The following is a 24,648-nucleotide window of genomic DNA, read 5'->3' on the forward strand; positions in this document are numbered from 1 at the left end:
GCTGGATGCAACATCACTCGATGTTCTGCACCTGTTCGCGGATCTGGTCGATCAGCACCTTCAGCTCCACCGCGGCATTGGACGTACGGCTGTCCACCGACTTCGACCCCAGCGTATTGGCTTCGCGGTTGAACTCCTGCAGCAGGAAGTCCAGGCGGCGGCCGACCGGCTCGCGTTGCTTGAGCACGCGGCGGATCTCGACGATGTGGCTGCCGAGGCGGTCCAGCTCTTCATCCACGTCCAGCTTCTGCAGCCACAGCACCAGCTCCTGCTCGGCGCGGCCGGGGTCGACCGGGTGCGGCAGGTCAGCCAGGCGTGCGGCCAGCTTGGCGCGCTGGCCGTCGCGAATGGCCGGAATCAAGGTGCGCACTTCGGTAGCGATGCGTTCGATACCGTCCACGCGTTCGCTGATGGCAGCCGACAACTTGCCGCCTTCGCGCTCACGGGCCTCGACGAAGCCGTCCAGCACCTGGTCCAGCAGGGCCAGTGCCTCGACCTGCAGGGCGGCGGCGTCGGTCGCCTCGCCACGGGTCACGCCCGGCAGCTGCAGCAGGTCGGTGAAGCTGACCTGCAGGTTCGGGAAATCGGAGGTCAGGCGGTGGGCCAGGCGGCCCAGCTGGCCCAGCAGGGCCTCGTCCACCTGCAGGTTGGCGGCGGCTTCCGGCGCGCGCAGGCGCATCACCAGATCCAGCTTGCCGCGGCTCAGGCGCGCGGCGATACGCTCGCGCAGCTGCGGTTCGAGCGCCCGCAGTTCCTCGGGCAGGCGGGTGCCGACCTCCAGGAAGCGGTGGTTGACCGAGCGCAGCTCGCAGCCCAGCGTGCCCCACGGGGTGACCCGCTCGCCGCCGGCGTAGGCGGTCATGCTTCGAATCATGGATTGTGTCCGGTGCGTGCAAAGGGGGAATGGTACCCTAGCGCCCTCACCAGAGCCCCCTTGCCCGCCCCGTGAAGGCCGCGGGCGTGGCGGCGTACTCCCTCGCCATTACGGAACCCGCACCATGTCCGATTCCCGCCCCAGCGGCCGCCAGCCCGACCAGCTCCGCCCGGTCGTCATCCAACGCGGCTTCACCCGCCACGCCGAAGGTTCGGTACTGGTCTGCTTCGGTGAAACCCGCGTGCTGTGCACCGCCAGCGTCGAGAACCGCGTGCCGGGCTTCCTGCGCGGCAAGGGCGAAGGCTGGGTGACCGCCGAGTACGGCATGCTGCCGCGCGCCACCCACACCCGCAGCGACCGCGAAGCGGCCCGTGGCAAACAGGGCGGCCGCACGCTGGAGATCCAGCGCCTGATCGGCCGCAGCCTGCGTGCCTGCGTGGACCGCAACGCGCTGGGCGAGCGCACCATCACCCTCGACTGCGACGTGCTGCAGGCCGACGGTGGCACCCGCACCGCTGCCATCACCGGCGCCTACGTGGCCCTGGTCGATGCGGTGAACGTGCTGATGAAGCGCGGCGACATCAAGCGCAACCCGATCCTGGGCGCGGTGGCAGCGGTGTCGGTGGGCGTGTACCGCGGCACCCCGGTGCTGGACCTGGACTACGCCGAAGACAGCGACTGCGACACCGACATGAACGTGGTGATGAACGACGGTGGCGGCTTCATCGAACTGCAGGGCACCGCCGAAGGCCATGCCTTCCGTCGCGACGAGCTGGACGCGCTGCTGGGCCTGGCCGAAAAGGGCGTGCGCGAACTGCTGGACGCACAGCAGGCGGCGCTGTCGGCATGAACCGGCGCATCGCCCTGACCACCCTGGTGGTAGCCGACTATGACGAAGCCATCGCCTGGTACACCGGAAAGCTCGGCTTCGCGCTGCTGGAGGACATCGACCAGGGCCACAAGCGCTGGGTGGTGGTGGGGCCGACCGACGGCAGCGCTGCCGCCCTGCTGCTGGCCCGTGCCAGCGACGAGGAACAGCGCAGCCGCATCGGCAACCAGACCGGTGGCCGCGTCGCCTTCTTCCTCAACACCGACGACTTCCACCGCGACCACGCGGCGATGCTGGCCGCCGGGGTCGAGTTCCTGGAAGCGCCGCGCGAAGAACCCTATGCAACGGTCGCGGTGTTCCGCGACCTGTATGGCAACACCTGGGACCTGCTGGAGCCCCGTCAATGAAGAAACTGGTACTGGCCAGCCACAATGCCGGCAAGCTGGTGGAGATGCAGGAGATCCTCGCCGACCTGCCGCTGCAGATCACCTCGGCCGCCGAGCTGGGCCTGGGCGACGTGGAAGAGACCGGCCTGACCTTCGTCGAGAACGCGCTGCTGAAGGCGCGCGCGGCCTGCGAAGCGACCGGCCTGCCGGCGCTGGCCGATGATTCGGGCCTGATCGTCGATGCCCTCGGCGGTGCACCGGGCCTGTATAGCGCGCGTTATGCCGGCCACCCGACCAACGCCGCAGCCAACAATGCCAAGCTGCTGGAAGCGATGGCCGACATTCCCGATGGCCAGCGCGGCGCCCGCTTCTATGCGGTGATCGTGCTGCTGCGCCACGCCACCGACCCGCAGCCTCTGATCTGCGAAGGCCGCTGGGAAGGGCAGATCATCCGCGAACTGCGCGGCACGAATGGTTTCGGCTACAACCCGGTGTTCCTGGACACCACCCACGGCCTGACCGCCGCGGAGATGGAGCCGGCCCTGAAGAACGCCATCAGCCACCGTGCCATTGCCCTGCAGCAGCTCAAGCAGCAGCTGGCGACGCTGTACTGACGCCACCCGATCGAATCAGGGAAGCCGGCCAGCGGCCGGCACTACCGAAGAAGCCCATGCCGCACGCCCACGATCACTGCAACCACCTGCCCGGCGAAGCCTGCTCCGCTGACCACGACAGCCCGCCGCGACTGGTGCCACCACCGCTGTCGTTGTACGTGCACCTGCCGTGGTGCGTGCGCAAATGCCCGTACTGCGATTTCAATTCGCACCAGGCCAAGGGCGAACTGCCGTTCGATGCCTACATCGATGCCCTGCTGCGCGACCTCGACCAGGACCTGCCGCTGGTCTGGGGCCGGGTGGTGCACAGCGTGTTCTTCGGTGGCGGTACCCCCAGCCTGTTCCCGCCGGAAGCGATCGACCGCTTCCTGCAGCAGGCCAGCGCACGCCTGCGCTTCGCACCCAACGCAGAAATCACCCTGGAAACCAACCCGGGCACCGCCGAGCATGGCCGTTTCGACCGCTACCGCGCGGCCGGCGTGAACCGCCTCAGCTTCGGCATCCAGAGTTTCGACGACGCCATGCTCAAGCGCCTGGGCCGCATCCACGACAGCGGCGAGGCCGAGCGCGCGGTGAAGATGGCGCAGGACGCGGGCTACGACAATTTCAACATCGACCTGATGTACGCGCTGCCGGAACAGACCCTGGCCGGTGCCGAGGCTGATCTGGAACGTGCGTTCGCGCTGCAGCCGGCGCATATCTCGCACTACCAGCTGACCCTGGAACCGAACACGGTGTTCTTCGCGCGGCCGCCGCAGGGTATTCCCGACGAAGACAACGCCTGGGACATGCAGGAACACTGCCAGGCGCTGCTGGCGCAGGCCGGCTTCGGCCAGTACGAGGTCAGCGCCTATGCGCGCCCCGGCCGGCAGAGCGCGCACAACCTGAACTACTGGCGTTTCGGCGATTACCTGGGCATCGGTGCCGGCGCACACGGCAAGATCAGCTCGGGCGCCGAGGAACACGTTCTGCGCCGCTGGAAGCTGAAGCACCCGCAGGCCTACCTGGACAGCGCCGGCACTCCGGCCTCGTTCGGTGGTGACGACGTGATCGCAGCAGAGCGCCTGCCGTTCGAGTACATGCTCAACCTGCTGCGCCTGCACGAAGGTTTCGGCCTGCGCGATTTCGAGTCGCGCACCGGGCTGCCACGCAGCGTGCTGGATGCCCCCCTGGCCGAGGCCGTTCAGCGCGGCTGGCTGGACGTGACGGATGGCCATGTGCAGCCGACCGAGCTGGGCCGCCGTTTCACCAACGATGTGGTGAGCCTGTTCCTGGAGGAATAAGGCTTCCGCCGTAGCCGGTAGTGCCGGCCGCTGGCCGGCATTACAGTGAAGACAGCGCTGCCGGCCAGCAGCGGGCACTACCGTTTATCCGTCGGCGCTGCCCAGCGAACGTGAGACACGTTCACCCTAAAGTAGCGCCGACTGCGGCCGACACGGTAGATTCACAGGATCGATCCGCGGGAATCCGGGTACCGCTCGCCGATGTCAGCTGTCTTTTCCATCACCTCTGCCGACAAAGCCCGCCTGGCCGCCAGCGACCTGCCACCGCGGGTGCGTGAGCTGCTGGGTGCGTTGATCGGCCTGTGCCGGCAAACGCTGGCCGCGCCCCTGATCCTGACCGTCGAAGCGCTGGAGCAGACGCTGCTGCACGACGCCGACCGCGCACGCAATCCGATGCAGCAGGCGGACCTGATGGCCCAGCGCGGCCAGCTGCACGCCTTCGCCGGCCACTTCGCCGACCGCATGCTTGATGCCGTGGCCGAGGCGCTGGTGGGCCTGCGCGCGCCGTCCACCGCCGCGGCGGCCCATGCTTCGCCGCCGCCGCTGCCGGGCATGCTCGGCCTGTCGCTGGTCGATGAGCATGAGGTGGATCGCGACCTGCTGCTGACCGAGATGATCCGGCGCGAGACGCTGCGTTCAACCAATACGCTGAACCTGCTGGGCCAGCGCCTGGGCGTGCTTGCAGCGGCGCCGGCGTTCGAGGCCGACACCCTGCCACTGGCACCACAGGCCCTGTGCGCGATGGTGCGCCGGATCGCCGAACAGGACGCGCTCGGCGTGGAGGTGCAGCTTGCGCTGTACCGCAGCTTCGAGCGGCAGGTGCTGGAACGCCTGGGCGATGTGCTGGACCGCGCCAATGCGCTGCTGGCCCAGCACGGCGTGCTGCCGGGCCTGGTCTACACCCCGTACCTGGCGCGCTCGTCGAGCACCCGGCGGATCATCACCCAGTCAGTGGGGGGCGGCCGCGCAACCCAGCCAGCCAAGCGTGCCGCCGCGCCGTTGACCGGCTGGAACGGCTCCGCTCCCGCCGGTTCCTGGTCGAACCTGGTGCAGGACGCCTTCAACGATGCGGTCGCCCCGGGTGCCGCAGCCCCGGGCGTGACCACGTCCACCGGCAGTGCGCTGCATGAACTGCTGCAACAGGCGCGCCACGCCACGGCGCCCCCCGCGGATGCCGCTGCCGTGCCCAGTGCAGCCGTCGATGCGGTCCTCGCGCGGCTGCAGGCCCAGTCCAGCGCGGCCACCGGCGTCGCCGACCTGCAGGCTGCGGTGGTCGCCCAGCTGCGCAGCGAGCACGGCGCGCAGGCCCAGCTGGGCAGCCACGACCGCGACAACCTCGACCTGCTGCGCATGCTGATGCAGCAGGTGCAGCAACAGCAGCGCCCCGACCCGGTGCCGGCCGCCCTGCTGGCGCGCCTGCAGGTACCGCTGGCGCGTGCGGCGATGGCCGACCCTGGCTTCTTCGTGCGCGACGAACACCCCGCACGCGAACTGCTCAACCAGATTGCCGAAGTCGGCGCCAACTGGCTGGGCGACGATGATGTGGACCCCCAGCTGCTGCAACGCATGGCGCAGAGCGTGCAGGGCCTGCTCGGCCAGGACGCGCGCTCGCCCGAGGCCTTCGCCACCGCCAACGAAGACGTGCAGCAGCACCAGCGCGCGGCGGCCCATCGCGCCGAATTGGCCGAGCGCCGCCACGTCGAGGCAGCACGCGGCAAGGAACGACTGGAACTGGCACGTCGCCAGGCCAATGCGCAGATCGACCAGTGCTGCGACGCACAGGAACCGCCACGCTTCGTGCAGACCCTGCTGCGCCAGGCCTGGGCCGATGCACTCACCCTCACCCGCCTGCGCCACGGCGACGATTCACCGCAGTGGCAGGAGCGCCTGCACCAGACCGAGCGCATCGCTGCGGTGACCGCGCAGGCCGTCGACGCGCCCGGTGGTACCGATACCTCGCTGGCCAGCGATGTGGAGTCCGCGCTGGTGCAGGTCGGCTATCACGCCGAAGAAGCAGCCGCCGTTGCCCGCCGCCTGGCCACGCCCGGTGGCGAGGACGAAAGCACCTCGCGCACTGAACTCAGTGCCCGGCTGAAGGCGCGTGCACGGTTGGGCGAACATGCCGCCAGCGGCGGCGGCAATGCGTCGCTGGCACCGCGCAGCAGTGCTGAAGAGGCCGCCTACCAGCAGCTGGCCACCCTGCCCTTCGGCAGCTGGTTCGACATCGACAGCGGTGACGGCACCCTGCGCCGGCAGCGCCTGTCCTGGTACAGCCTGCTGACCGGCCACGCCCTGTTCGTCAATCCGCGCGGGCAGAAGATCGCCGATACCGACCTCGACACGCTGGCCCGGCAGATCAGCGCCGGGCGCGCGCAGCTGGTCACCGAAGAAAAGGGCCGGCTGGTCGATCGCGCGTGGCAGGCCAGCCTCGGTGCGCTGCGCGCGCTGGCCGGCGGCCGTTCCAGGGAGACCTCCGTTTGAACACCCAACCACCGCAGGACACGCGCCGCGCGCCGCGCCGCCAGGTCTCGGACCTGGTACCGGTCACCGACCAGATGCGCGAAAGCGTGGTGGGCCGGCTCGGCAATGTCTCCGAGACCGGCATGCTGATGCTGGCCAGCACGCCGCTGCGCGAGGATGCGCTGTACCAGTTCCGCTTCCCGTTGCCGATGGGCGACGGCCGCCACGAGGCCATCGACGTGGGCGTGCACCTGCTGTGGAGCGAACCGGCGCATGCGCCGGGCCAGAGCTGGACCGGCTTCCGTTTCCTCACCCTGTCACGCGAGCATCGGCAGCTGCTGCGCCAGTGGGTCGGCGAAGACAGCGACGAGGGGCCGGTTTCGACGGCCTGAGTGCCGGTTCCAGCACAGCGGTTTTTCCCGGTATGCGGCAGAATCTAGGGCCGTTTTCCGTGTCGAGCCACCGCAATGACCCAGCAAGACCCCGGCGCCCTTTATCCCGACCACCTGGCCGTGCTGTGCCGACGTGCCGAACAGGCGCTGGCCCGCGGCGGCTTCGATCACCTGGTGGTGCCCAGTGGCACCCTGCACTACCAGGTGTTCGACGATCGCGACTACCCGTACGCGGTCAATCCGCAGTTCAAGGCCTGGCTGCCGCTGACCCGGGTGCCCAACAGCTGGATCGTGTTCACCCCCGGCAAGCGCCCGGCGGTGATCTTCCACCAGCCCTTCGACTACTGGCACGTGGTGCCGGGTGCGCCGAGCGGCTGGTGGGTGGAGCACTTCGACATCCACATCATCCGCAAGTCCGAAGACGCGCTCGCCCTGTTGCCGGCCGATCCGTCGCGCTGCGCGATCCTCGGCGAGCCGCAGAGCGCGCTGGGCAACTACGTGCCCAACAACCCGGCGGCAGTGGTGAATTACCTGGAATGGCACCGCGGCAGCAAGACGCCGTATGAAATCGCGCTGATGCGCCAGGCGCAGGTGCTGGGCGTGCGCGGCCACCGCGCCGCCGAGGCCGCATTCCGCAACGGCGCCGACGAATTCAGCATCCACATGGCGTACTGCCAGGCCGTCGGCCAGGATGCCAACGAGCTGCCCTACGGCAACATCGTGGCGCTGAATGAACATGCCGCCGTGCTGCATTACACCGAGCTGGGCCGCAAGGCACCGCAGCCGCTGCGCAGCTTCCTGATCGATGCCGGCGCCAGCGCGCACGGCTATGCCAGCGACATCACCCGCACCTACGCCGCGCAGGGCCACGACGAATTCGCGGCGATGATCGCCGCCGTCGACGCCGCCCAGCAGCAGATGTGCGCGGCGGTGCGGCCGGGCTTCGACTACAAGCAGCTGCACGTGGACGCACATCTTTCACTGATGGGCGTACTGAAGGACTTCGGCGTGATCAAGGTGTCGCCGCAGACCGCAGTTGAAACCGGCGTCAGCGCCGCGTTCTTCCCGCACGGCATCGGCCACCTGATCGGCCTGCAGGTGCACGACGTGGCCGGTTTCGCAGCCAGCGACGAGGGTGGCCGCATCGAGCGCCCGGCGGGCCATCCGTACCTGCGCCTGACCCGCGTACTGGAACCGGGCATGGTGGTGACCATCGAACCGGGCCTGTACTTCATCGACATGCTGTTGAACGAAGTGAAGGACGCCGGCCATGGCGATGCGATCAACTGGGACCGCGTGGACTTCTTCCGTCCGTATGGCGGCATCCGCATCGAAGACGAGGTGCTGTGCACCGAGGGCGAAGCGGACAACCTGACGCGGCCGGAGTTTGCGGCGGCCAACGGCTGAGCCCCTCGTGGTTGGCCGCTTGGAGCAAAAGCCGCGCTTGGCGGTGCGGGTGGGCCATGCAGGGGACGCTGCAAGTACGTCCCTGTAAGCTCGATGGCGCCATCCATGGCGCCAACGCCCCTGCATGGCCCACCCGCCCCACCTTTGACAGTTTCCTGCGCGCGTCCAACCACGGAAAAGACAAAAGAAAGTCAAAAGCGGGTCGCTCGCTGCGCTCGCTCCGTGTCGACCAAGGTCGACACCTACCAACAGCCGCAGCAGCCAGTAGATCCACGCCATGCGTGGATGATTCATTCGATATCTGACAGATGTGCCGACCAACGGTCGGCACCCACCAACAGCCGCGTGAACCTGTCGAAGGCGGGGCACTGTGGGCTTGCGGGGTGTGAGCGGCATGGATGCCGCGACCAAGCCCCCATGGACGGGTTTACGGCGTCCCCGCAAACCCACAGTGCCCCGCCGTCTCACGGAATGCCCGCTGTTGCTGTTGCTCTGGCGTGTAGCAGGTGCAGGGCTGCAAGCCCTGCAGAAAAGCCCCTTACCCCGCCATCACCGCTTCGATCTCGTCGGCGCTGCGCGCCAGGCCTTCGGTCAGCACGCGATGGCCGTCATCGGTGATCAGCACGTCATCCTCGGTACGGATGCCGATACCGCGCCAGCGCGGTTCCACCGTCGTATCGTCCACGCCGACATACAGCCCCGGCTCGATGGTGAACGCCATGCCCGGCTCCAGCAGGCGCGAATCGCCCGCCAGGCGGTAGTCGCCCACATCGTGCACGTCCAGCCCGATCCAGTGCCCGGTCTTGTGCCGGTAGAAACGCTGGTACTGACCTTCGGACAGGTTCTTTTCCAGCGTACCCTTCAGCAGCCCCAGCCGCAGCAGGCCCTCGGTCAGGGTCTGCACCGCCGCCAGGTGGCCGGCCTCGTACGGCACGCCCGGCTTGGCCTGGGCCAGCGCCGCGGCCTGCGCATCGCCGACCAGGTCGTGCAGCGCGCGCTGCTCGGCACTGAAGCGGCCGTTCACCGGGAAGGTGCGGGTGATGTCGCTGGCATAGCCGCGATATTCCGCGCCGGCATCGATCAGCACCAGCTCGCCGTCGCGCGAACGTGCGTTGTTGTCGCGGTAATGCAGGATGCAGCCGTTGCGGCCCGCACCGACGATGCTGCAGTAGGCCGGCACGGCATCGTTGGCGCGGAACACGCGCTCCAGCTCCGCCTGCAGTTCGTACTCGTGGATGCCGGCCCTGGCTGCCTTCATCGCGGCCAGATGCGCACGCACGCTGATCTGTGCGGCGTGGTGCATCAGCGCCACTTCGGCACCGGACTTGAACAGGCGCTGCTCGTGCAGCAGGTGGCCCAGCTCCAGGAACTCATGCGGCGGCTGCGCGCCGTGGCGCACCTGCGAACGCACGCGGTTGACCCAGCCGATCAGCTTCAGGTCGAAATCCGCGTCACGGCCGAAGTGGTAATAGACGCGCGAACGTCCTTCCAGCAGGCCCGGCAGGATGTCGTCCAGATCGTCGATCGGGTACGCATCGTCCATGCCGTACTGCGCCACCGCGCCTTCCTGGCCGGCGCGGCTGCCGTCCCAGGCCTCGCGCTCGGCATCGCGCTCGCGGCAGAACAGGATGGCCTCGCCGTGGCGTCGCCCCGGGATCAGCACCAGCACCGCTTCCGGCTCCGGGAAGCCGCTCAGGTACTGGAAGTCCGAATCCTGCCGGAACGGGTAATGGGTATCGAGGCTGCGCACCTTCTCGGCCGCGGCCGGCAGCACCAGGATCGCGTCCTCGCCGGCCATGTCCATCAGCTGGCGGCGCCGACGCTTGTATTCGCCGGCCGCGATGCCGGTGCGCTGCTTGATATCCATCAGTTCAGGCGCTGCCGATGGCGCGAGGCCAGCACCACGTCACCGTGCAGCAGCAGCACCGCCACGCGGATGAATTCCTCGATCTCCGACAGGGCTTCGTCATCGTCATCGCCGCCGGCCTCGAAATCCTCGCTGGAGGCACGGGCCAGGCTGGCCATGTCGGTCAGCGCTTCTTCGCCCTCTTCGGACAGGGTCGGGCGGCGACCACCGCTGCCCAGGCCGAAGCCGCCCAGGAACGAGCGGGTCCAGCTGAACATGGCATCGGCCTGCGCGGATACGTCGTCGCCATCGGTCAGCAGCAGTTCGAAGGCGAAGTCGCGGTCTTCCAGCTGCTTGATGGTCGCCTGCAGCAGCTGCCCCAGCACGCTGTCGGCGGCCACCGGTGGCAGGTTGTCGTCGGCCAGCACGCGCGCCGGCCAATCGTTGCCGGGGGCGCCGCCGGCGGCCAGCCAGCCACACAGCGCGCCGTGCAGCTCGGCAGCGGTGGCGCCCAGGCCCAGTTCCTGGCTGGCGCGGGTAACGTCGTCGACGGAGGGAAGTTCGGTCATCGTGCGGCTCGTTCGGAAAGGAAACCCGGGGCGCGCACGCGCGCGCCCGTGAGACCCCGTAGTGTAGCAACCCCACGGCATCCTCTCTGCGGCCGTCAGGCCTTGCTGCGACAACGCTTGACCACCCTTACCCGGCTTGCCTATCGTGCCCGCATGGAACCCGCCGATCCCCTTGCCCAGCTGCAGGACTTCGCCGCCCGCGTGGAAGCGTTGCTTGAACGCAACCAGCGCCTGGCCGAGGAGAACCGAAGCCTGCGCCACCAGCAGGAACAGCTGGTGGCCGAGCGTTCCACGCTGCTGGCCAAGAACGAGCAGGCACGCTCGCGGGTGGAAGCAATGATCAGCCGGCTCAAATCCCTGGAGCAGCACACATGAGCGCCGAACCGGTCAGTGTCCGCATCCTCGATCGTGAATACACCGTGGGTGTCGGCGGCGATGAACGCGACAGCCTGATGGCCGCCGCGCGCCTGCTCGATGCGCGCATGCGCGAAATCCGCGGCAGCAACCGCATGGCCGCCGTCGACCGCGTCGCGGTGCTGGCCGCATTGAACCTGGCCCATGAACTGCAGCTGCTGCGCGACGAGAACGCCCGCCAGGCGGTGGCCCTGCAGCAGACGCTGGCCGACCTGAACCGGCGCCTGGACCGCGCCATCGACGGCACCCCGTAGAAAAAGGGGACGGAGGGAATCAAGGCGCATTCGCCCCTTCCGTGCCGGAAACGTCTTAATTCCCTCCGTCCCCTTTTCGCGTATCTGAATTGGCACGGACTGTTGCCGACGAACGGCCTATCCAGATCCTGCGCGCTGGCTATAATGGCCACGCGTTCTCTGCGGTACTCGACGGCATGTGCAAACATTCGCCTTGTCCCTTAAGAACGACACCGGGAGCGCGACAGCGCCGGGAGTGCAGGTCCGCCTTGTAGCGGGAAGCCCGATGGTTCTCCAGCGTTCCCACTTGAGCCCCCGGGTTCAAGGTCGTTTCGCATGCATCGACATTGCGGAGAATGCAATATTCCAGCAAGGGCGGCGTCTTCGGGCGTCGCCCTTGTTCTTTCCGGCACAATGGCAGCTGATCCTTGCCGCACGCTGCCATGACCGACCCGCGCCAGGCCCTGCGCCACGACCTGCGGCAACGCCGCCGGGACCTTTCCGCCGGTGAGCGCATCGCCGCCGCCGAATCGCTTGCCGATGCCCTGCTGGCCCTGCCGTTCGCCCCGCGCGAAGGCGCCGTGGCCGGCTACTGGGCGCTGGATGGCGAAATCGCCCTGCACCGCTGGCAGCTGCAGCTGCCCGAAGGACTCACCTACTGCCTGCCGGTGCTGGCCGGCGACGTGCTGCGCTTCGCACCGTGGCGGCCGGGGCAAGCACTGACCAGCAACCGCTATGGCATTCCCGAGCCGGACGTGGCCATGGAAGACACCCTGGAACCGGCGCAGATGGCGCTGGTGGTGACCCCGCTGGTGGGCTTCGACACACAGTGCCGGCGGCTGGGCATGGGGGGCGGCTGGTATGATCGCAGCTTCGCCTTCCGCCACGACCGGCCGGCGCCGCCCTGGCTGGTCGGTGCTGCATTCGCGGTGCAGCAGGTCGAGTCCTTGCCGGTGGCGTCCTGGGACGTGCCGGTGGATGCGATCTGCACCGAAGACGGCACCCTGTTCCCCTCCGCTGCCCCCGTGAACGCATGACCGCCCGCACGCGCTACTGGCTGATGAAGTCCGAACCGGACGCCTTCTCCATCGATGACCTGGCCAAGGTCAAGGTCGAACCCTGGAACGGGGTGCGCAACTACCAGGCGCGCAACTTCATGCGCGACGGCATGCAGGTGGGCGACGGCATCCTGTTCTACCACTCCAATACCAAGGTCCCCGGCATCGTCGGCCTGGCCACCGTCGCCAGCCCGGCCTATCCGGACGACACCCAGTTCGACCCCAAATCCGACTACCACGACCCCAAGAGCACGCGCGAGAACCCGCGCTGGATGCTGGTGGACGTGGCCTTCGACCGCAAGCTCAAGCAGGTGATCGCGCTGGACGAGATCAAGCTGCACGCCGAAGCGCTCGGCGAAGGCTTCCCGCTGGTTGCCAAGGGCAACCGCCTGTCGGTGTTCCCGGTGACCGCCGCGCAGTGGAAGCTGCTGCTGTCGCTGGAAAAAAAATCCTGATTCCCTGCCTGAGAGTTCTCCCATGTCCGAAGCCAAGCGCCTGGCCGCCGAGAAAGCCATCGAGTACGTCGAAGACGGCATGATCGTCGGTGTCGGCACCGGTTCCACCGTGGCCTATTTCATCGATGCCCTGGCCCGCATCCAGCACCGCATCAAGGGTGCCGTGTCCAGCTCCGAGCAGAGCACCGCGCGCCTGAAGCAGCACGGCATCGAGGTGATCGAGCTGAACCACAGCGGCAATCTGTCGCTGTACGTGGACGGCGCCGACGAGTGCGATGCCAACAAGTGCCTGATCAAGGGCGGCGGCGCCGCACTGACCCGCGAGAAGATCATCGCCGAGGCCAGCGAGCGCTTCATCTGCATCGTCGACCCGAGCAAGCAGGTGCCGGTGCTGGGCAAGTTCCCGCTGCCGGTGGAAGTGATCCCGATGGCGCGCAGCCTGGTCGCCCGCCAGATCCGCGACATGACCGGCGGCCAGCCAACCTGGCGCGAAGGCGTGGTCACCGACAACGGCAACCAGATCCTGGACATCCACAACCTGCAGATCACCGATCCGGAAAAGCTGGAGCGCGAGCTCAACCAGCTGCCGGGCGTGGTCTGCGTCGGCCTGTTCGCGCGCCGTCGCGCCGACGTGGTGATCGTCGGCGGCGAGCCGCCGATCGTGCTCTGACCCTTCCGAAGGATCCTGACGATGTCGCTGTTGCGTTCGCTGCTGATGCTTCCGCTGCTGGCTCTGGCCGGCTGTGCCACCGACGCGGCCCGCCATTGGGTCGAGCTGGATGGCGCCCGCTACCAGGTGGAGCTGGCCACCAACGATGAAACCCGCGCGCGCGGGCTGATGTTCCGCGACCAGATGTCGGCCGACCACGGCATGCTGTTCATCCACGACCGCGAAGAAATGCAGGCGTACTGGATGAAGAACACCAAGATCGCGCTGGACATCCTGTACTTCGACAGCCAGCGCAAGCTGGTCAGCCAGCAGCGCGATGTGCCGCCGTGCTCGGCCGGCGACATGTGCCCGCCCTATCCCAGCGGTGGCCCGGCGCGCTACGTGCTGGAGCTCAACGCCGGCCAGGCCGAGAAGCTGCAGTTGAAGGACGGCACTCAGCTGACCTTCGGCCCGGGCATCGAGTAGTAAACGATGCGGCCGGCCAGCGGCCGGCACCCGCGGTAGTGCCGGCCGCTGGCCGGCAACCCTGCGGGGGTCAGATCCCTTTCGCACGCGAAAGGGATCTGACCCCTGACTTTTTCACGCGGCACCGCTTGAAACCGCCTGCGAATGACGCCAGTCTGTGTCCATGCAGGACCGGATCACACTCCCCGACTGGGATGCACTGGCCGACCTCGAAGACGAGGCACTGCCACTGTTGCCGACCGCGCTGCTGATCGCGCGCGATGAATACCCCGATCTGCAGCCGTCGACCTACGACGCGCTGATCCAGAGCCATGTCGAGCACCTACGTTCGGAAGTGGACAGCATCGACAACAGCCCGTTGAAGATGGCGGCGATCAACCGCCACCTGTTCGACGAGCTGGGCTACAGCGGCGACCACGACGAGTACTACGACCCGCGCAACAGCTACCTCAACCAGGTATTCGAGCGCCGCCTGGGCAACCCCATCTCGCTGGCACTGGTGCAGATGGAAGTCGCGCGCCGGCTGGGCATTCCGCTCGACGGCGTGTCCTTCCCCGGCCATTTCCTGGTGCGCCTGCCGGTGGACGACGGCGTGCTGGTGATGGACCCGTTCAATGGCGGCCGCCCGCTGGACGTGGACGAACTGCGCGAGCGGGCCAAGTCACACCTGGGCGGGCAGATGCCCGACGACCAGGTGCTGGCGCAGATCCTCGACCCGGCGCCAGCACGCGCGATCCTGATGCGCATGCTGCGCAACCTGCACGGCGTGTATGCCGAGGCCGGCGAATGGGACCGCGCCGCGCGCAGTGCCGACCGCCTGCTGAAGCTCGCCCCGGAGCAGGACGATGCGCTGCGTGACCGCGGCCTGGCCTACCTGCAGCTGGAGTACCTGGCCGGTGCCCGCCACGATCTGGGGCAGTACCTGAAGCGCAACCCGGAAGCCAGCGATGCGCAGTGGCTGCGCGAGAAGCTGATCGACCTCGGCGGGCCGGTGCCACGGCTGCATTGATTCTGTCAGGTGTGCGGACCAACGGTCCGCACCCACCGCTAGCGCCGGGCCATGCCCGGCGGCCATTGCGATCAATCGACCTCGACCATCTCGAAATCGGCCTTGGTCACGCCACAGTCCGGGCAGGTCCAGGTCTCGGGAATGTCCTCCCAGCGCGTCCCCGGCGCGATGCCCTCCTCCGGCAAGCCTTCCGCTTCGCTGTAAAGGAAGCCGCAGACCACGCACATCCAGGTGCGCAAGGTGGTGGGGGTGGCATCGCTCATCGGATAATCGGGTCTGGATTCACGGGCCGCCATTGTCCCATCGCGGTCCACTCACCGGTAGCCATCGATGACTTCTGCTTCCCCGGCGCCCCGCGGCGTCTACCTGATCACCCCGGACGAGCCCGATACCGCGCGCCTGCTGGCCCGCACCGCGCCGCTGCTGGCCGCGGGCGCCACCTGGCTGCAGTACCGCAACAAGACCGCCAGTGACGCGCTGCGGCGCGAGCAGGCCACCGCCCTGCAGGCGCTGTGCGTGGAACACGGCGTGCCGCTGATCGTCAACGACGACCCGGCGCTGGCCAAGGCGGTCGGCGCGGCCGGCGTGCACCTGGGCGGCACCGACGGCGACATCCCCAGCGCGCGCGCCCTGCTCGGTGCCGAGGCCATCATCGGCGCCTCCTGCTACGACCAGCTGGCCAATGCCGAAAAGGCCGTGGCCGCCGGCGCCAGCTACGTGGCCTTCGGCGCGTTCTTCCCGACCACCACCAAGATCACCACCAGCCGCGCCCATACCGACCTGCTGCGGCAAAGCGCCGCACTGGGCGTGCCGCGGGTGGCGATCGGCGGCCTGACGCCGGACAATGTCGGTCCCATCATCGACGCCGGCGCCGATCTGGTCGCCGTGGTCAGCAGCGTGTTCGCCGCCGAAGACCCGGTGGCGGTCCAGCGCGCCTACCTCGCCCAGTTCGCGTAATGCCCAGGAAATCCGCATGAACCACGACCAGTCCCACGCCCTGTTCTCCCGCGCCCAGCAGCTGCTGCCGGGCGGCGTCAATTCGCCGGTACGCGCGTTCAAATCGGTCGGTGGCGAACCGTTCTTCGTCGAGCGCGCCGACGGCGCCTACCTGTACGACGTCGACGGCAACCGCTATATCGACTACGTCGGTTCCTGGGGCCCGATGATCGTCGGCCACAACCACCCGACCGTGCGCCAGGCGGTGAAGAAGGCGATCGACAACGGCCTGTCCTTCGGCGCGCCGTGCGCGGCTGAAGTGACCATGGCCGAGACCATCACCCGCCTGGTGCCGTCGTGCGAGATGGTGCGCATGGTCAACTCCGGCACCGAGGCCACGCTGTCGGCGATCCGCCTGGCGCGTGGTGCCACCGGCCGCAATCGCATCGTGAAGTTCGAAGGCTGCTACCACGGCCATGGCGACTCGTTCCTGGTCAAGGCCGGCAGCGGCATGCTGACCCTGGGCGTGCCGACCTCGCCGGGCGTGCCGGCCGGCCTGAGCGAACTGACCCTGACCCTGCCCTACAACGACTTCGAAGCGGCCACCGCCCTGTTCGAGCAGCAGGGTGACGACATCGCCGGCCTGATCATCGAGCCGGTGGTCGGCAATGCCAACTGCATCCCGCCGCGCGAGGGCTACCTGCAGCACCTGCGCGAACTGTGCACGAAGCACGGCGCGCTGCTGATCTTCGACGAAGTGATGACCGGCTTCCGCGTCGCCCTCGGCGGTGCGCAGGCGCACTACGGCATCACCCCGGACCTGACCACCTTCGGCAAGATCATCGGCGGCGGCATGCCGGTGGGTGCCTACGGCGGTCGTCGCGAACTGATGCAGCAGATCGCGCCGGCCGGCCCGATCTACCAGGCCGGCACGCTGAGCGGCAACCCGGTGGCAATGGCCGCCGGCCTGGCGATGCTGGAGCTGATCCAGCAACCGGGTTTCCACGCCGACCTGACCGAGCGCACCGCGCGCCTGTGTGCCGGCCTGGAAGCGGCCGCTGCCGAAGCCGGCGTGGCCGTGACCACCACCCGCGTGGGCGCGATGTTCGGCCTGTTCTTCACCAGTGAGAAGGTGGAGACCTATGCGCAGGCCACTGCCTGTGACATCCCGGCGTTCAACCGCTTCTTCCACGCGATGCTGGACCAGGGCGTGTTCCTGGCGCCGTCGGCGTACGAAGCCGGCTTCCTGTCCAGCGCGCATGACGATGCGGTGATCGAAGCGACGCTGGCCGCTGCACGCATGGCGTTCAAGGCCGCCAAGGGCTGATCGCAAAAAGGGGACGGAGGGGATTAAGTCGTAAGTGCACAAACGACTTAATCCCCTCCGTCCCCTTTTTCATCCACGCATGGCGTGGATCTACTGGTAGAGCCACGCCATGCGTGGCTGCTCAACCGAAGACGAATTTGCCCTTCATCATCGCGAAGTGGCCGGGGAACGAGCAGAAGAAGGTGTAATCGCCCCCCTTCTGCAAGCCCTGGGTAGAGAAGCGCACGCGCGTGGTCTCGCCGCCGCCGATCACCTTGGTGTGCGCCAGCACGCGCTTGTCAGCCTTCGGCAGGTAGCTGTCGGCCAGGGTCATGCGCATGCCCGCCATGGCCACCGGCTGGTAATCGACGGTGCGGGTCAGCACCCAGTTATGGCCCATCGCGGTGGCGGCCAGCTTGCCGGTGTGGCGCAGGGTCAGGTCCACCGCACTGCAATCGGCAGCAATCTTGATCTCGCGGCTGCTGAAGCTCATCTGGTCGGTGCTGTCGATGCTCACCGCACACACTCGTGCCATCGCCGACGGCGCCAGCATCAGCGCACCCAGTCCCACTGCCACCATCCAAGCCTTCATCGCTGCATCTCCTGCGGATTCAAGCGCCATTCTAGGCATGCCCCTGCGGCGCCGTCTGCGACCGTCTGTCGCATGCCAACTCCAGGGTTTCCCACGCATTCACTGCAATGGCATGCTCGGCCGATGCGGATCGACCTGTTGCTGCTGGATGTGGATGGCGTGCTGGTGCAGTACCAGCGCGCGCAGCGCGTGCTGCACCTGGCGCAGGCGCTGGAGGTTCCTACGCCGGCCGTGCAGGCCGCGCTGTACGACAGCGGGCTGGAAGCCGCGCACGACAATGGCACGCTGGACGGTCCAGCCTACCTCGCTCGGCTGGACGCGCTGCTGGGCAGACCCGTCGATGTGGCGACATGGACCGCCGCGCGCCAGGCCGCCAGCCATCCGCAGCACGCGGTGCTGCAGCGGCTGCAGGCCCTGCAACTGCCAATCGCGGTGCTGACCAATAATGGCGCACTGATGGTGCAGGCGTTGCCCATCCTGTTGCCGCAACTGTTCCCTGCGCTGCAGGGCCGCGTGTTCTGCAGCGCGGATTTCGGCCTGCGCAAACCGGCGCCCGCGGTATTCCTGCGCACACTCGACGTACTGGGCGTGGCGCCTTCGCGCACGCTGTTCATCGATGATCTGTTCGCCAATGTGCGTGGCGCACGCGCTGCCGGCCTGCACGCGGAAACCGTGCGCGATGGCCGTGGGCTGGGCAAGGTGTTGAAGCGTTACGCGGTGAGCTGATTGGGGTCAGAGCCCTCTCCGCAGGAGAGGGATCCGACCCCAGCGCCATGGCTTCAGCGCGCGGCGATGAACGCAGCAATCGCTGCGCGCAGGCGCTTAAGGCCTTCGGCCACTTCTTCGTCGGTGATGTTCAGCGACGGCACAAAACGCAGCACGTCCGGGCCGGCCTGCAGGGTCAGCAGGCCCTGCTCGGCGGCATGGTCGAGGATCGCACCGGCCTGGCCGGCGAAGTCCTTGCTCAGCACCGCGCCCAGCATCAGGCCACGGCCGCGCACGTCGCTGAACACGCCGAACTCGTCGTTGATGCGGGCGAAGCCATCGCGCAGCGCCTTCGACTGGCGGCTGACATTGGCGGCGATCTCCGCCGAGGCCAGCTTGCGCAGTGCCACGCGGGCCACTGCAGCAGCCAGCGGGTTGCCACCAAAGGTGGTGCCATGCGCGCCGAACTGCATGGTCTCGGCCACCTTCGGGCCGGCCAGCATCGCACCGATCGGGAAGCCGCCACCGAGTGCCTTGGCCAGGGTGACCATGTCCGGCACCACGTCGTCCTGCCAGTGCGCGAACAGCGTGCCGGTGCGGCCCATGCCGGCCTGGATCTCGTCCAGCACCAGCAGTGCGTTGTGCTGGTCGCACAGTTCGCGCACGCGCTTGAGGAAGCCGGACTTGGCCGGCATCACGCCGCCCTCGCCCTGGATCGGCTCCAGCATCACCGCCGCCACGTCGCCGGCGGCCATCGCGGTTTCCAGCTGCACCTCATCGTTGAAATCGATGTAGCGGAAGCCACCGGGCAGCGGCTCGTAGCCTTCCTGGTACTTCGGCTGGGCGGTAGCGGTCACCGCGCCCATGGTGCGGCCGTGGAAGCTGCCACGGAAGGTGATGATCACCCGCTTGTCGGCCGGGCGGCCCTGGCTGGAGGCCCACTTGCGGACCATCTTGATCGCCACTTCGTTGGCTTCGGCGCCGGAATTGCACAGGAACACGCGCTCGGCGAAGCGGCTGGCCTTCACCAGCTCCTCGGCCAGGTGCAGCGGCGGTGCACTATAGAACACGTTGCTGGTGTGCCAGAGCTTGCCGGCCTGCTCGACCAGTGCGGCCACCAGGTCCGGATCGTTGTGGCCCAGGCCACACACGGCGATGCCGGCGGCCAGGTCGATGAACTCACGGCCCTGGCTGTCCCACACGCGGGCGCCCTGGCCTCGCTCCAGAACCACCTGGCGGGGCTTGTAGACCGGCAGGTAGTAGTGCGAAAGGGAGATCAGCGGATCGGTAGCGGCGGTCATGGCAGTCGGCAGGGTTCAGGAATCCCCATTCTCGCGCCGGAACCCCTGCGGCACAATGCGCCCATGCGACCGTTTTCTGCCCCCCAGCTGAACCCCGCCACCGAGACCGGCTGGCGCCGCCGGTGGTTCGACATCATCTACCGCCACGACTCGCGGCCCTCGCGCAATTTCGACCTGATCCTGGTGGTGGCGATCATCGCCAGCATCCTGGTGGTGATGATCGACAGCGTGCAGCACCTGCACGCCGAATGGTCCACCGGCCTGTACATCCTGGAATGGGCCTTCACGATCATTTTCACCGCCGAGTACCTGCTGCGGCTGGCGGTGGTCAAGCGCCCGCTGCGTTACGCGGTGAGCATCTGGGGCATCATCGACCTGCTGTCGATCCTGCCCGCCTACCTGTCGATGTTCATCCCCGGCGCGCAGAGCCTGCTGGTGGTGCGCGCGCTGCGCATCCTGCGCGTGTTCCGCATCCTCAAGCTGACCCGCTACATCGAGGAAAGCGGCGTGTTGATGACGTCGCTGTGGCGCAGCCGGCGCAAGGTGCTGGTGTTCCTGTTCACGGTGATCACCATCACCATCATCGCCGGCGCGCTGATGTACGTGATCGAGGGCCCCGAACACGGCTTCACCAACATCCCGGCCAGCATGTACTGGGCAGTGGTGACCATGGCCACGGTCGGCTTTGGCGACATCGTGCCGCAGACCGTGCTCGGCCGCTTCGTCACCTCGGTGCTGATCCTGATCGGCTACAGCATCATCGCCGTGCCCACCGGCATCTACACCGCCGAACTGGCCAGCACCATGCGCGAAGCCGAGCTGGCCGCACGTCGGGATTCCCGCGGCTGCCCGCACTGCGGGCTGGAAGGGCATGAACCGGATGCGCGCCACTGCCGCAAGTGCGGGGGTGAACTACCGGATGCGTTCAGCCATTGATTGAGGGTCATGCCGGCCAGCGGCCGGCACTACCGAAACAACAGGGTGCGCGCCGGGCATGGCCCGGCGCGCCCCTCGGTAGATCCACGCCATGCGTGGATCCTCCTCAACGCATGCGGTTGCTGGTGGTCACCAGGTCGTTGTAGGCATCCAGAATCGTCGACTGCGCCCCCTCAGGATCGGTGGTGAGCCAGCTGCCCGATGCCTTGCGCTCGGCCGCCAGCGCATCGGCGGTGATCGGCTTGCCCTGCTCCAGGCGCTCGAGACCGCGCCCGGCCGTGCGTACCAGCTTGTCCGCCGAGCGCTGCACATGGCCCCACATCGGGTCGTCCTTGCCGACACCACCATTCTGGATTTCCGTCACCAGCGCCTGATAGTCGGCCAGCTGGCCGCGCAATGCCGCCACATCCGGTGCGTCGCCCTGGAACGCCATCGCCAGCTGCTTGCCGTCACCGACAAGGCGCAGATGGTAATACGCCAGCGAGCGGCCCTCGCGTTCCTCGATCTGCTTCAGCTGCGCAGCGCGACGATCGTTCTCGTTCTTTTCCAGCGCCGCATCCATCGCTTCGCTGGCCTTGAAGAAATCAGCATAGGCCTGCATCAGCGGGGCATGCTGGCTGCGCATCCCTTCACCACCATCGCGACGATAATCTTCGCGGGTGAAATAGCCATCAGCGCGCTCGACCAGGGTGTTCAGTGCCTGGAACGCCTGCTGGTACTGCCGCGCGGGCGCATCCAGCGAGGTAGCAGGCGTCTTTGCCAGCGCATCGGTCAGCGGCTGGCCGCAGTACTCGACGCGGTGCGACAACACCTTGCCAGGTGAGCGCGGCTGCGCTTCCTTGCCGGTCGGCCCCGCCTTGGGGTCCTTCATCCAGCCCGTGTAGGTCTGGAAACCTTCGTGGATGGGCTGTTCGACGCCGTTGTAGCACTCGATGTAGGCGTTGATCTTTTCCAACCCCGGATCGGCAACAGCCAGGCCTGCCGGGTTGTTGCAGCCGGCCAGCGCGCCGAGCAGGAGGACAGGAATCAGGCGTGTGGATGCGTTCAAATCAGTTCCTTGCACAAGTGAAAACTGCAGGCATCGTCATGCATGGCGCAAGAACGCGCTCCAGCACCTCGCCAAGGTGCTGGCATTCAGGGCCACGCGATGCGTCATGCCGCAATCAACCTGCTCGATTGCGACAAAAATGAATCGCTGAACACTCCGCTTACTGGCGGTTGCTCTGGAAAACGAGCGTGTTGTATTCCTGCATCAGCTTGTTGGCAGAGCCGCGCGGCGCCATCGACGGCGAATCAAGCATGCGTCGTTCGAAATCGCTGTAAGGCTTTTTCTCACTGACGCGCTGCAGCCGCTCCTTGCCCTCGCGTCGGAAATTCTCGGCCCCACGTTCGAAGCCTTCCCAGTCCGACTTGCCCGGTTCCTGGTCGGCAACCTTGGCGTGCGCTTCATCGGAAATGCGGTTGAAGGCATCCAGGCGCTCGCGGGCCTTGGCCTGATCAAACGCGTCCTCGGTCATCAGCTCCACGATGGCCTTGGCTTCCAGCATCATTGCCAGACGGTAGTACTCGCGCGTGCGCCCCTCGGCCTGCTCCAGCGCCTTGAGCTGCTCGCGCTGGGCAGCATCGTTCTGGCGCTCCAGCTCGGCATTGAACGTTTCGCTGGCAACCACGAAATCCTTGAAGGCGGCCATCAAGGGCGCGTGCAGCTGCTTGCCCTTGGCAAACTGGTCGTCTTCGTAGTCCTGGCGATCGTAGTAGTCGTGGGCGTCCTTGCTGAGCGGCGCCAGCGCCTTCAGCACCTGCTGGTAATGGCTGGCAGCGGCATCGAGATCGGCCAACGCCGGCTTGGCAGCAATCGCCTCGGTCACCGGGGCGTCGCACTGCTTCATGTCGTAGTCGCTGATCTCGAACGGCCCGTACACATGCGTCTCGCGACCGGTCGGGCCGGCCTCCACGTCCTTGATCCAGCGCGTGTAGGACTGGATGCTGCCATGGGTTTTCGAATCCAGCGCGTTGAAGCAACCGATGTAAGCGTTGAGCTTTGCGGTCAACTGCTGTTGTGCGTCAGACGGCGCCGCGCTGGCGTCCGGCGTGCCGGAGGCAGCGGCGGCGCCCGCAGCTGCGGGGGCCTTGCCACCGCAGGCGGTCAGGATCAACGACAGCGAAGCGGCCAGCGCCGCGACGGAAAGAGTGCGTGACATGAGCTCACATCCCTGTTGAAAACGATTACAGCCGCGCATTCTAGCGCAGCAGGCCGAGGGTCGCAGCCCTCGGCCTCATCCCGCGGCGCGCGCTCAATCCAGGAACAGATCCGGCAGCAACGGCCGCGACGGATCCACTGCATAGCCGGACAGATCGGTGACACCGGCCTGCGCCAACACTTCATCGTCGATCAGGAACTGGCCATGGAAGCCGGCCGCTTCACGCACCAGCACCGCGTGCGCGGCGTCGGCCATGATCTGCGGCGTACGGCAGCCGGCCGCATCCACGCCCGGAATCATGTTGATCGCATCCGTGGCGATCACCGTGCGCGGCCATAGCGCGTTCACCGCCACCCCCTGCGGGCCGAATTCCGCGGCCAGGCCGAGCGTGACGAAGCTCATGCCCATCTTCGCCAGCGTGTAGCCGGTATGCGCGCCCCACCACTTGGGCTCCAGACTCGGCGGCGGCGCCAGGGTGAGGATGTGCGGGTTCGGCGCCTGCAGCAGGTACGGCAGGCAGGCCTGCGCACACAGGAAGCTGCCACGCGAATTGACCTGCTGCATCAGGTCGAAGCGCTTCATCGGCGTATCCAGCGTGCCACGCAGCCAGATCGCGCTGGCGTTGTTGATCAGGATGTCGATGCCACCGAAGGTGTCGACCGTGGCCGCAACTGCGGCCTGTACCTGCTCCTCCTCGCGGATGTCGCACTTCAGCGCCAGCCCCTGGCCACCGGCGGCGGTAACGGCCTCGGCCGCGGTGTGGATGGTGCCCGGCAGCTTCGGGTTCGGCACCGACGACTTGGCCGCGATCGCCACGTTGGCCCCGTCGCGCGCAGCGCGCAGTGCGATGGCCAGGCCGATGCCGCGCGAGGCACCGGTGATGAAAAGGGTTTTGCCCTGCAGACTGCCCACGTTCCACACTCCAGCGTATGCAATGAGCCGCTAGTATGCCGCGCCGACGCGGAGTTCACCCGGCCTTGACGATACTCGGGCCTCCAGTCAACGCACGAGGTCCACGCCATGCGCCGTTCCCGCCTGCTGCTGCCTGCCCTGGGGCTTGCCCTGCTGACCGCCTGCCAGGGCCGTTCGCCGGAACCCGGCAAGGAGCCGCCTGCCGGTGACGCGCCGAGCGCAGAGCAGGCCGCCGCCGACGGCAAGCTGCGCTGGAGCGAGGCAGTGGTGTGGGATGGCGACCTCAACGCCTGCCGCCAGGGCGAGAATGCGGCCACCCGCGAGTGCCTGCGCGATGCGATGCGCGCCGGCGGCGCCAGCGCCGATGCGATCACCGCCGCCGAACAGCTGTCCACCGGCGGCGAGCTGGCCTATGTGACCGCCTGGCACGAGAACGGTGGCCTGGGCGTGGCCACGGTCGAATACCCGTTCCGCGCCAACACCAACGAGGGCACCCGCCTGATCGATGCCAGCGGCAAGCGCATCGACGTGGATGCCGTGCAGTTGGACGACACCCTGCGTGCCGACCCCACCGTGCAGGAACTGCTGAAGGCCAACCCGCAGGCCACGCCGTTCGCACCGGCGCAGTCGGCCGGGGCCACGCCGCTGGAGAACGGCGGCATCCGCGTGATGTACCGCACGCCACTGCGCGACTGCCACGCCTGCCCGGATGTGGGCCAGCTGCAGATCGCCTACGACTTCGATGCGAAGCGCAACTTCATCGGCCAGCAGGTGGTGCCGGCAACGCCGTAAGGC

28 protein-coding genes and 1 other RNA gene are annotated in these 24,648 nt (G+C 67.6%); 20 read left to right on the plus strand and 9 right to left on the minus strand.

The window, feature by feature from the left end; translation table 11 throughout:
- Window positions 1-13: 13 nt before the first annotated feature.
- Window positions 14-874, minus strand: coding sequence for a YicC/YloC family endoribonuclease (locus tag DFO63_RS08005; protein WP_019661992.1), 861 nt, complete (start codon window positions 872-874; stop codon window positions 14-16).
- A gap of 124 nt (window positions 875-998) precedes the next feature.
- Here DFO63_RS08005 and rph point away from each other — a divergent pair, with 124 nt between their 5' ends.
- The 7 genes from rph to pepQ all read left to right on the plus strand — a co-directional run bounded on the left by rph (window position 999) and on the right by pepQ (window position 8,245).
- The gene (gene rph / locus DFO63_RS08010; protein WP_012512000.1) at window positions 999-1,724 is read left to right on the plus strand and encodes a ribonuclease PH; all 726 of its coding nucleotides are present in this window, start codon (window positions 999-1,001) and stop codon (window positions 1,722-1,724) included.
- Complete coding sequence (locus DFO63_RS08015; protein ID WP_032956062.1) at window positions 1,721-2,110, plus strand: VOC family protein; 390 nt, start codon at window positions 1,721-1,723, stop codon at window positions 2,108-2,110. Before rph ends, DFO63_RS08015 begins: the two co-directional genes overlap by 4 nt.
- A complete protein-coding gene (gene rdgB, locus DFO63_RS08020) occupies window positions 2,107-2,703 on the plus strand; it encodes an RdgB/HAM1 family non-canonical purine NTP pyrophosphatase (RefSeq protein ID WP_049446541.1) in 597 nt (198 codons plus the stop codon). The genes DFO63_RS08015 and rdgB overlap by 4 nt, the downstream gene beginning before the upstream one ends.
- Window positions 2,704-2,759: 56 nt before the next feature.
- Window positions 2,760-3,986 (plus strand): radical SAM family heme chaperone HemW, encoded by a 1,227-nt coding sequence (gene hemW, locus DFO63_RS08025; protein ID WP_049446544.1) that lies wholly within the window; start codon window positions 2,760-2,762, stop codon window positions 3,984-3,986.
- Window positions 3,987-4,187: 201 nt separating this feature from the next.
- Entirely contained in the window at window positions 4,188-6,467 is a 2,280-nt protein-coding gene (locus tag DFO63_RS08030) for a DUF1631 family protein (RefSeq protein WP_119006736.1), read from the plus strand.
- A complete protein-coding gene (locus tag DFO63_RS08035) occupies window positions 6,464-6,838 on the plus strand; it encodes a PilZ domain-containing protein (RefSeq protein ID WP_014038349.1) in 375 nt (124 codons plus the stop codon). The genes DFO63_RS08030 and DFO63_RS08035 overlap by 4 nt, the downstream gene beginning before the upstream one ends.
- Window positions 6,839-6,913: 75 nt before the next feature.
- Entirely contained in the window at window positions 6,914-8,245 is a 1,332-nt protein-coding gene (pepQ, locus tag DFO63_RS08040; RefSeq protein WP_119006737.1) for a Xaa-Pro dipeptidase, read from the plus strand.
- A 538-nt stretch (window positions 8,246-8,783) separates the two neighbouring features.
- Here pepQ and DFO63_RS08050 read toward each other — a convergent pair.
- Window positions 8,784-10,106 carry an aminopeptidase P N-terminal domain-containing protein gene (locus DFO63_RS08050; protein ID WP_119007000.1) on the minus strand — a complete coding sequence of 441 codons (1,323 nt, stop codon included), beginning with the start codon at window positions 10,104-10,106 and terminating at the stop codon, window positions 8,784-8,786.
- A gap of 5 nt (window positions 10,107-10,111) precedes the next feature.
- Entirely contained in the window at window positions 10,112-10,660 is a 549-nt protein-coding gene (locus DFO63_RS08055; RefSeq protein WP_014648288.1) for a YecA family protein, read from the minus strand.
- 153 nt (window positions 10,661-10,813) lie between these two features.
- Between DFO63_RS08055 and DFO63_RS08060 the strand changes: the two genes are divergently transcribed.
- The 8 genes from DFO63_RS08060 to DFO63_RS08095 all read left to right on the plus strand — a co-directional run bounded on the left by DFO63_RS08060 (window position 10,814) and on the right by DFO63_RS08095 (window position 14,964).
- Window positions 10,814-11,035: a TIGR02449 family protein gene (locus DFO63_RS08060; protein WP_005410898.1), complete on the plus strand. Its 222-nt coding sequence runs from the start codon at window positions 10,814-10,816 to the stop codon at window positions 11,033-11,035.
- Window positions 11,032-11,328 carry a cell division protein ZapA gene (locus DFO63_RS08065; RefSeq protein ID WP_005410899.1) on the plus strand — a complete coding sequence of 99 codons (297 nt, stop codon included), beginning with the start codon at window positions 11,032-11,034 and terminating at the stop codon, window positions 11,326-11,328. The genes DFO63_RS08060 and DFO63_RS08065 overlap by 4 nt, the downstream gene beginning before the upstream one ends.
- Window positions 11,329-11,481: 153 nt before the next feature.
- A non-coding RNA gene (ssrS, locus tag DFO63_RS08070) (6S RNA) lies at window positions 11,482-11,667 on the plus strand.
- A gap of 83 nt (window positions 11,668-11,750) precedes the next feature.
- Window positions 11,751-12,344, plus strand: a complete 594-nt coding sequence (locus DFO63_RS08075; protein WP_101766023.1) for a 5-formyltetrahydrofolate cyclo-ligase — start codon at window positions 11,751-11,753, stop codon at window positions 12,342-12,344.
- Window positions 12,341-12,820 carry an EVE domain-containing protein gene (locus tag DFO63_RS08080; protein ID WP_119006738.1) on the plus strand — a complete coding sequence of 160 codons (480 nt, stop codon included), beginning with the start codon at window positions 12,341-12,343 and terminating at the stop codon, window positions 12,818-12,820. Before DFO63_RS08075 ends, DFO63_RS08080 begins: the two co-directional genes overlap by 4 nt.
- A 22-nt stretch (window positions 12,821-12,842) precedes the next feature.
- Window positions 12,843-13,490 carry a ribose-5-phosphate isomerase RpiA gene (rpiA, locus tag DFO63_RS08085; RefSeq protein ID WP_014038355.1) on the plus strand — a complete coding sequence of 216 codons (648 nt, stop codon included), beginning with the start codon at window positions 12,843-12,845 and terminating at the stop codon, window positions 13,488-13,490.
- A gap of 21 nt (window positions 13,491-13,511) precedes the next feature.
- Entirely contained in the window at window positions 13,512-13,955 is a 444-nt protein-coding gene (locus DFO63_RS08090) for a DUF192 domain-containing protein (RefSeq protein WP_014038356.1), read from the plus strand.
- A gap of 163 nt (window positions 13,956-14,118) precedes the next feature.
- Entirely contained in the window at window positions 14,119-14,964 is an 846-nt protein-coding gene (locus tag DFO63_RS08095; RefSeq protein ID WP_049446553.1) for a SirB1 family protein, read from the plus strand.
- Window positions 14,965-15,035: 71 nt separating this feature from the next.
- On the opposite strand, the gene DFO63_RS08100 is transcribed toward DFO63_RS08095, so the two are convergent.
- Entirely contained in the window at window positions 15,036-15,260 is a 225-nt protein-coding gene (locus DFO63_RS08100) for a rubredoxin (protein ID WP_080347542.1), read from the minus strand.
- Between the two features lie 34 nt (window positions 15,261-15,294).
- On the opposite strand from DFO63_RS08100, the gene thiE reads away from it, so the two are divergent.
- Window positions 15,295-15,921 (plus strand): thiamine phosphate synthase, encoded by a 627-nt coding sequence (thiE, locus tag DFO63_RS08105; RefSeq protein ID WP_119006739.1) that lies wholly within the window; start codon window positions 15,295-15,297, stop codon window positions 15,919-15,921.
- 16 nt (window positions 15,922-15,937) lie between these two features.
- Window positions 15,938-17,227 (plus strand): glutamate-1-semialdehyde 2,1-aminomutase, encoded by a 1,290-nt coding sequence (gene hemL, locus DFO63_RS08110; RefSeq protein WP_119006740.1) that lies wholly within the window; start codon window positions 15,938-15,940, stop codon window positions 17,225-17,227.
- 121 nt (window positions 17,228-17,348) lie between these two features.
- On the opposite strand, the gene azu is transcribed toward hemL, so the two are convergent.
- On the minus strand, window positions 17,349-17,798 hold the full coding sequence (azu, locus tag DFO63_RS08115; RefSeq protein WP_119006741.1) for an azurin: 450 nt from the start codon (window positions 17,796-17,798) through the stop codon (window positions 17,349-17,351).
- Window positions 17,799-17,921: 123 nt separating this feature from the next.
- Between azu and DFO63_RS08120 the strand changes: the two genes are divergently transcribed.
- Window positions 17,922-18,524 (plus strand): HAD-IA family hydrolase, encoded by a 603-nt coding sequence (locus DFO63_RS08120; protein ID WP_119006742.1) that lies wholly within the window; start codon window positions 17,922-17,924, stop codon window positions 18,522-18,524.
- A 53-nt stretch (window positions 18,525-18,577) separates the two neighbouring features.
- On the opposite strand, the gene DFO63_RS08125 is transcribed toward DFO63_RS08120, so the two are convergent.
- Complete coding sequence (locus DFO63_RS08125) at window positions 18,578-19,804, minus strand: acetylornithine transaminase (RefSeq protein WP_006467246.1); 1,227 nt, start codon at window positions 19,802-19,804, stop codon at window positions 18,578-18,580.
- 63 nt (window positions 19,805-19,867) lie between these two features.
- On the opposite strand from DFO63_RS08125, the gene DFO63_RS08130 reads away from it, so the two are divergent.
- Complete coding sequence (locus DFO63_RS08130) at window positions 19,868-20,740, plus strand: ion transporter (protein ID WP_014038363.1); 873 nt, start codon at window positions 19,868-19,870, stop codon at window positions 20,738-20,740.
- 106 nt (window positions 20,741-20,846) lie between these two features.
- On the opposite strand, the gene DFO63_RS08135 is transcribed toward DFO63_RS08130, so the two are convergent.
- The 3 genes from DFO63_RS08135 to DFO63_RS08145 all read right to left on the minus strand — a co-directional run bounded on the left by DFO63_RS08135 (window position 20,847) and on the right by DFO63_RS08145 (window position 23,853).
- Window positions 20,847-21,788 (minus strand): YiiG family protein, encoded by a 942-nt coding sequence (locus DFO63_RS08135; RefSeq protein WP_014038364.1) that lies wholly within the window; start codon window positions 21,786-21,788, stop codon window positions 20,847-20,849.
- Between the two features lie 160 nt (window positions 21,789-21,948).
- Window positions 21,949-22,941, minus strand: a complete 993-nt coding sequence (locus tag DFO63_RS08140; RefSeq protein WP_119006743.1) for a YiiG family protein — start codon at window positions 22,939-22,941, stop codon at window positions 21,949-21,951.
- Between the two features lie 93 nt (window positions 22,942-23,034).
- Window positions 23,035-23,853, minus strand: a complete 819-nt coding sequence (locus DFO63_RS08145) for an NAD(P)-dependent oxidoreductase (protein WP_014038366.1) — start codon at window positions 23,851-23,853, stop codon at window positions 23,035-23,037.
- A gap of 108 nt (window positions 23,854-23,961) precedes the next feature.
- Here DFO63_RS08145 and DFO63_RS08150 point away from each other — a divergent pair, with 108 nt between their 5' ends.
- Complete coding sequence (locus DFO63_RS08150; protein ID WP_119006744.1) at window positions 23,962-24,645, plus strand: hypothetical protein; 684 nt, start codon at window positions 23,962-23,964, stop codon at window positions 24,643-24,645.
- Window positions 24,646-24,648 lie beyond the last annotated feature (3 nt).

Source organism: Stenotrophomonas sp. AG209 (genome assembly GCF_003550055.1).
Taxonomy (GTDB): domain Bacteria; phylum Pseudomonadota; class Gammaproteobacteria; order Xanthomonadales; family Xanthomonadaceae; genus Stenotrophomonas.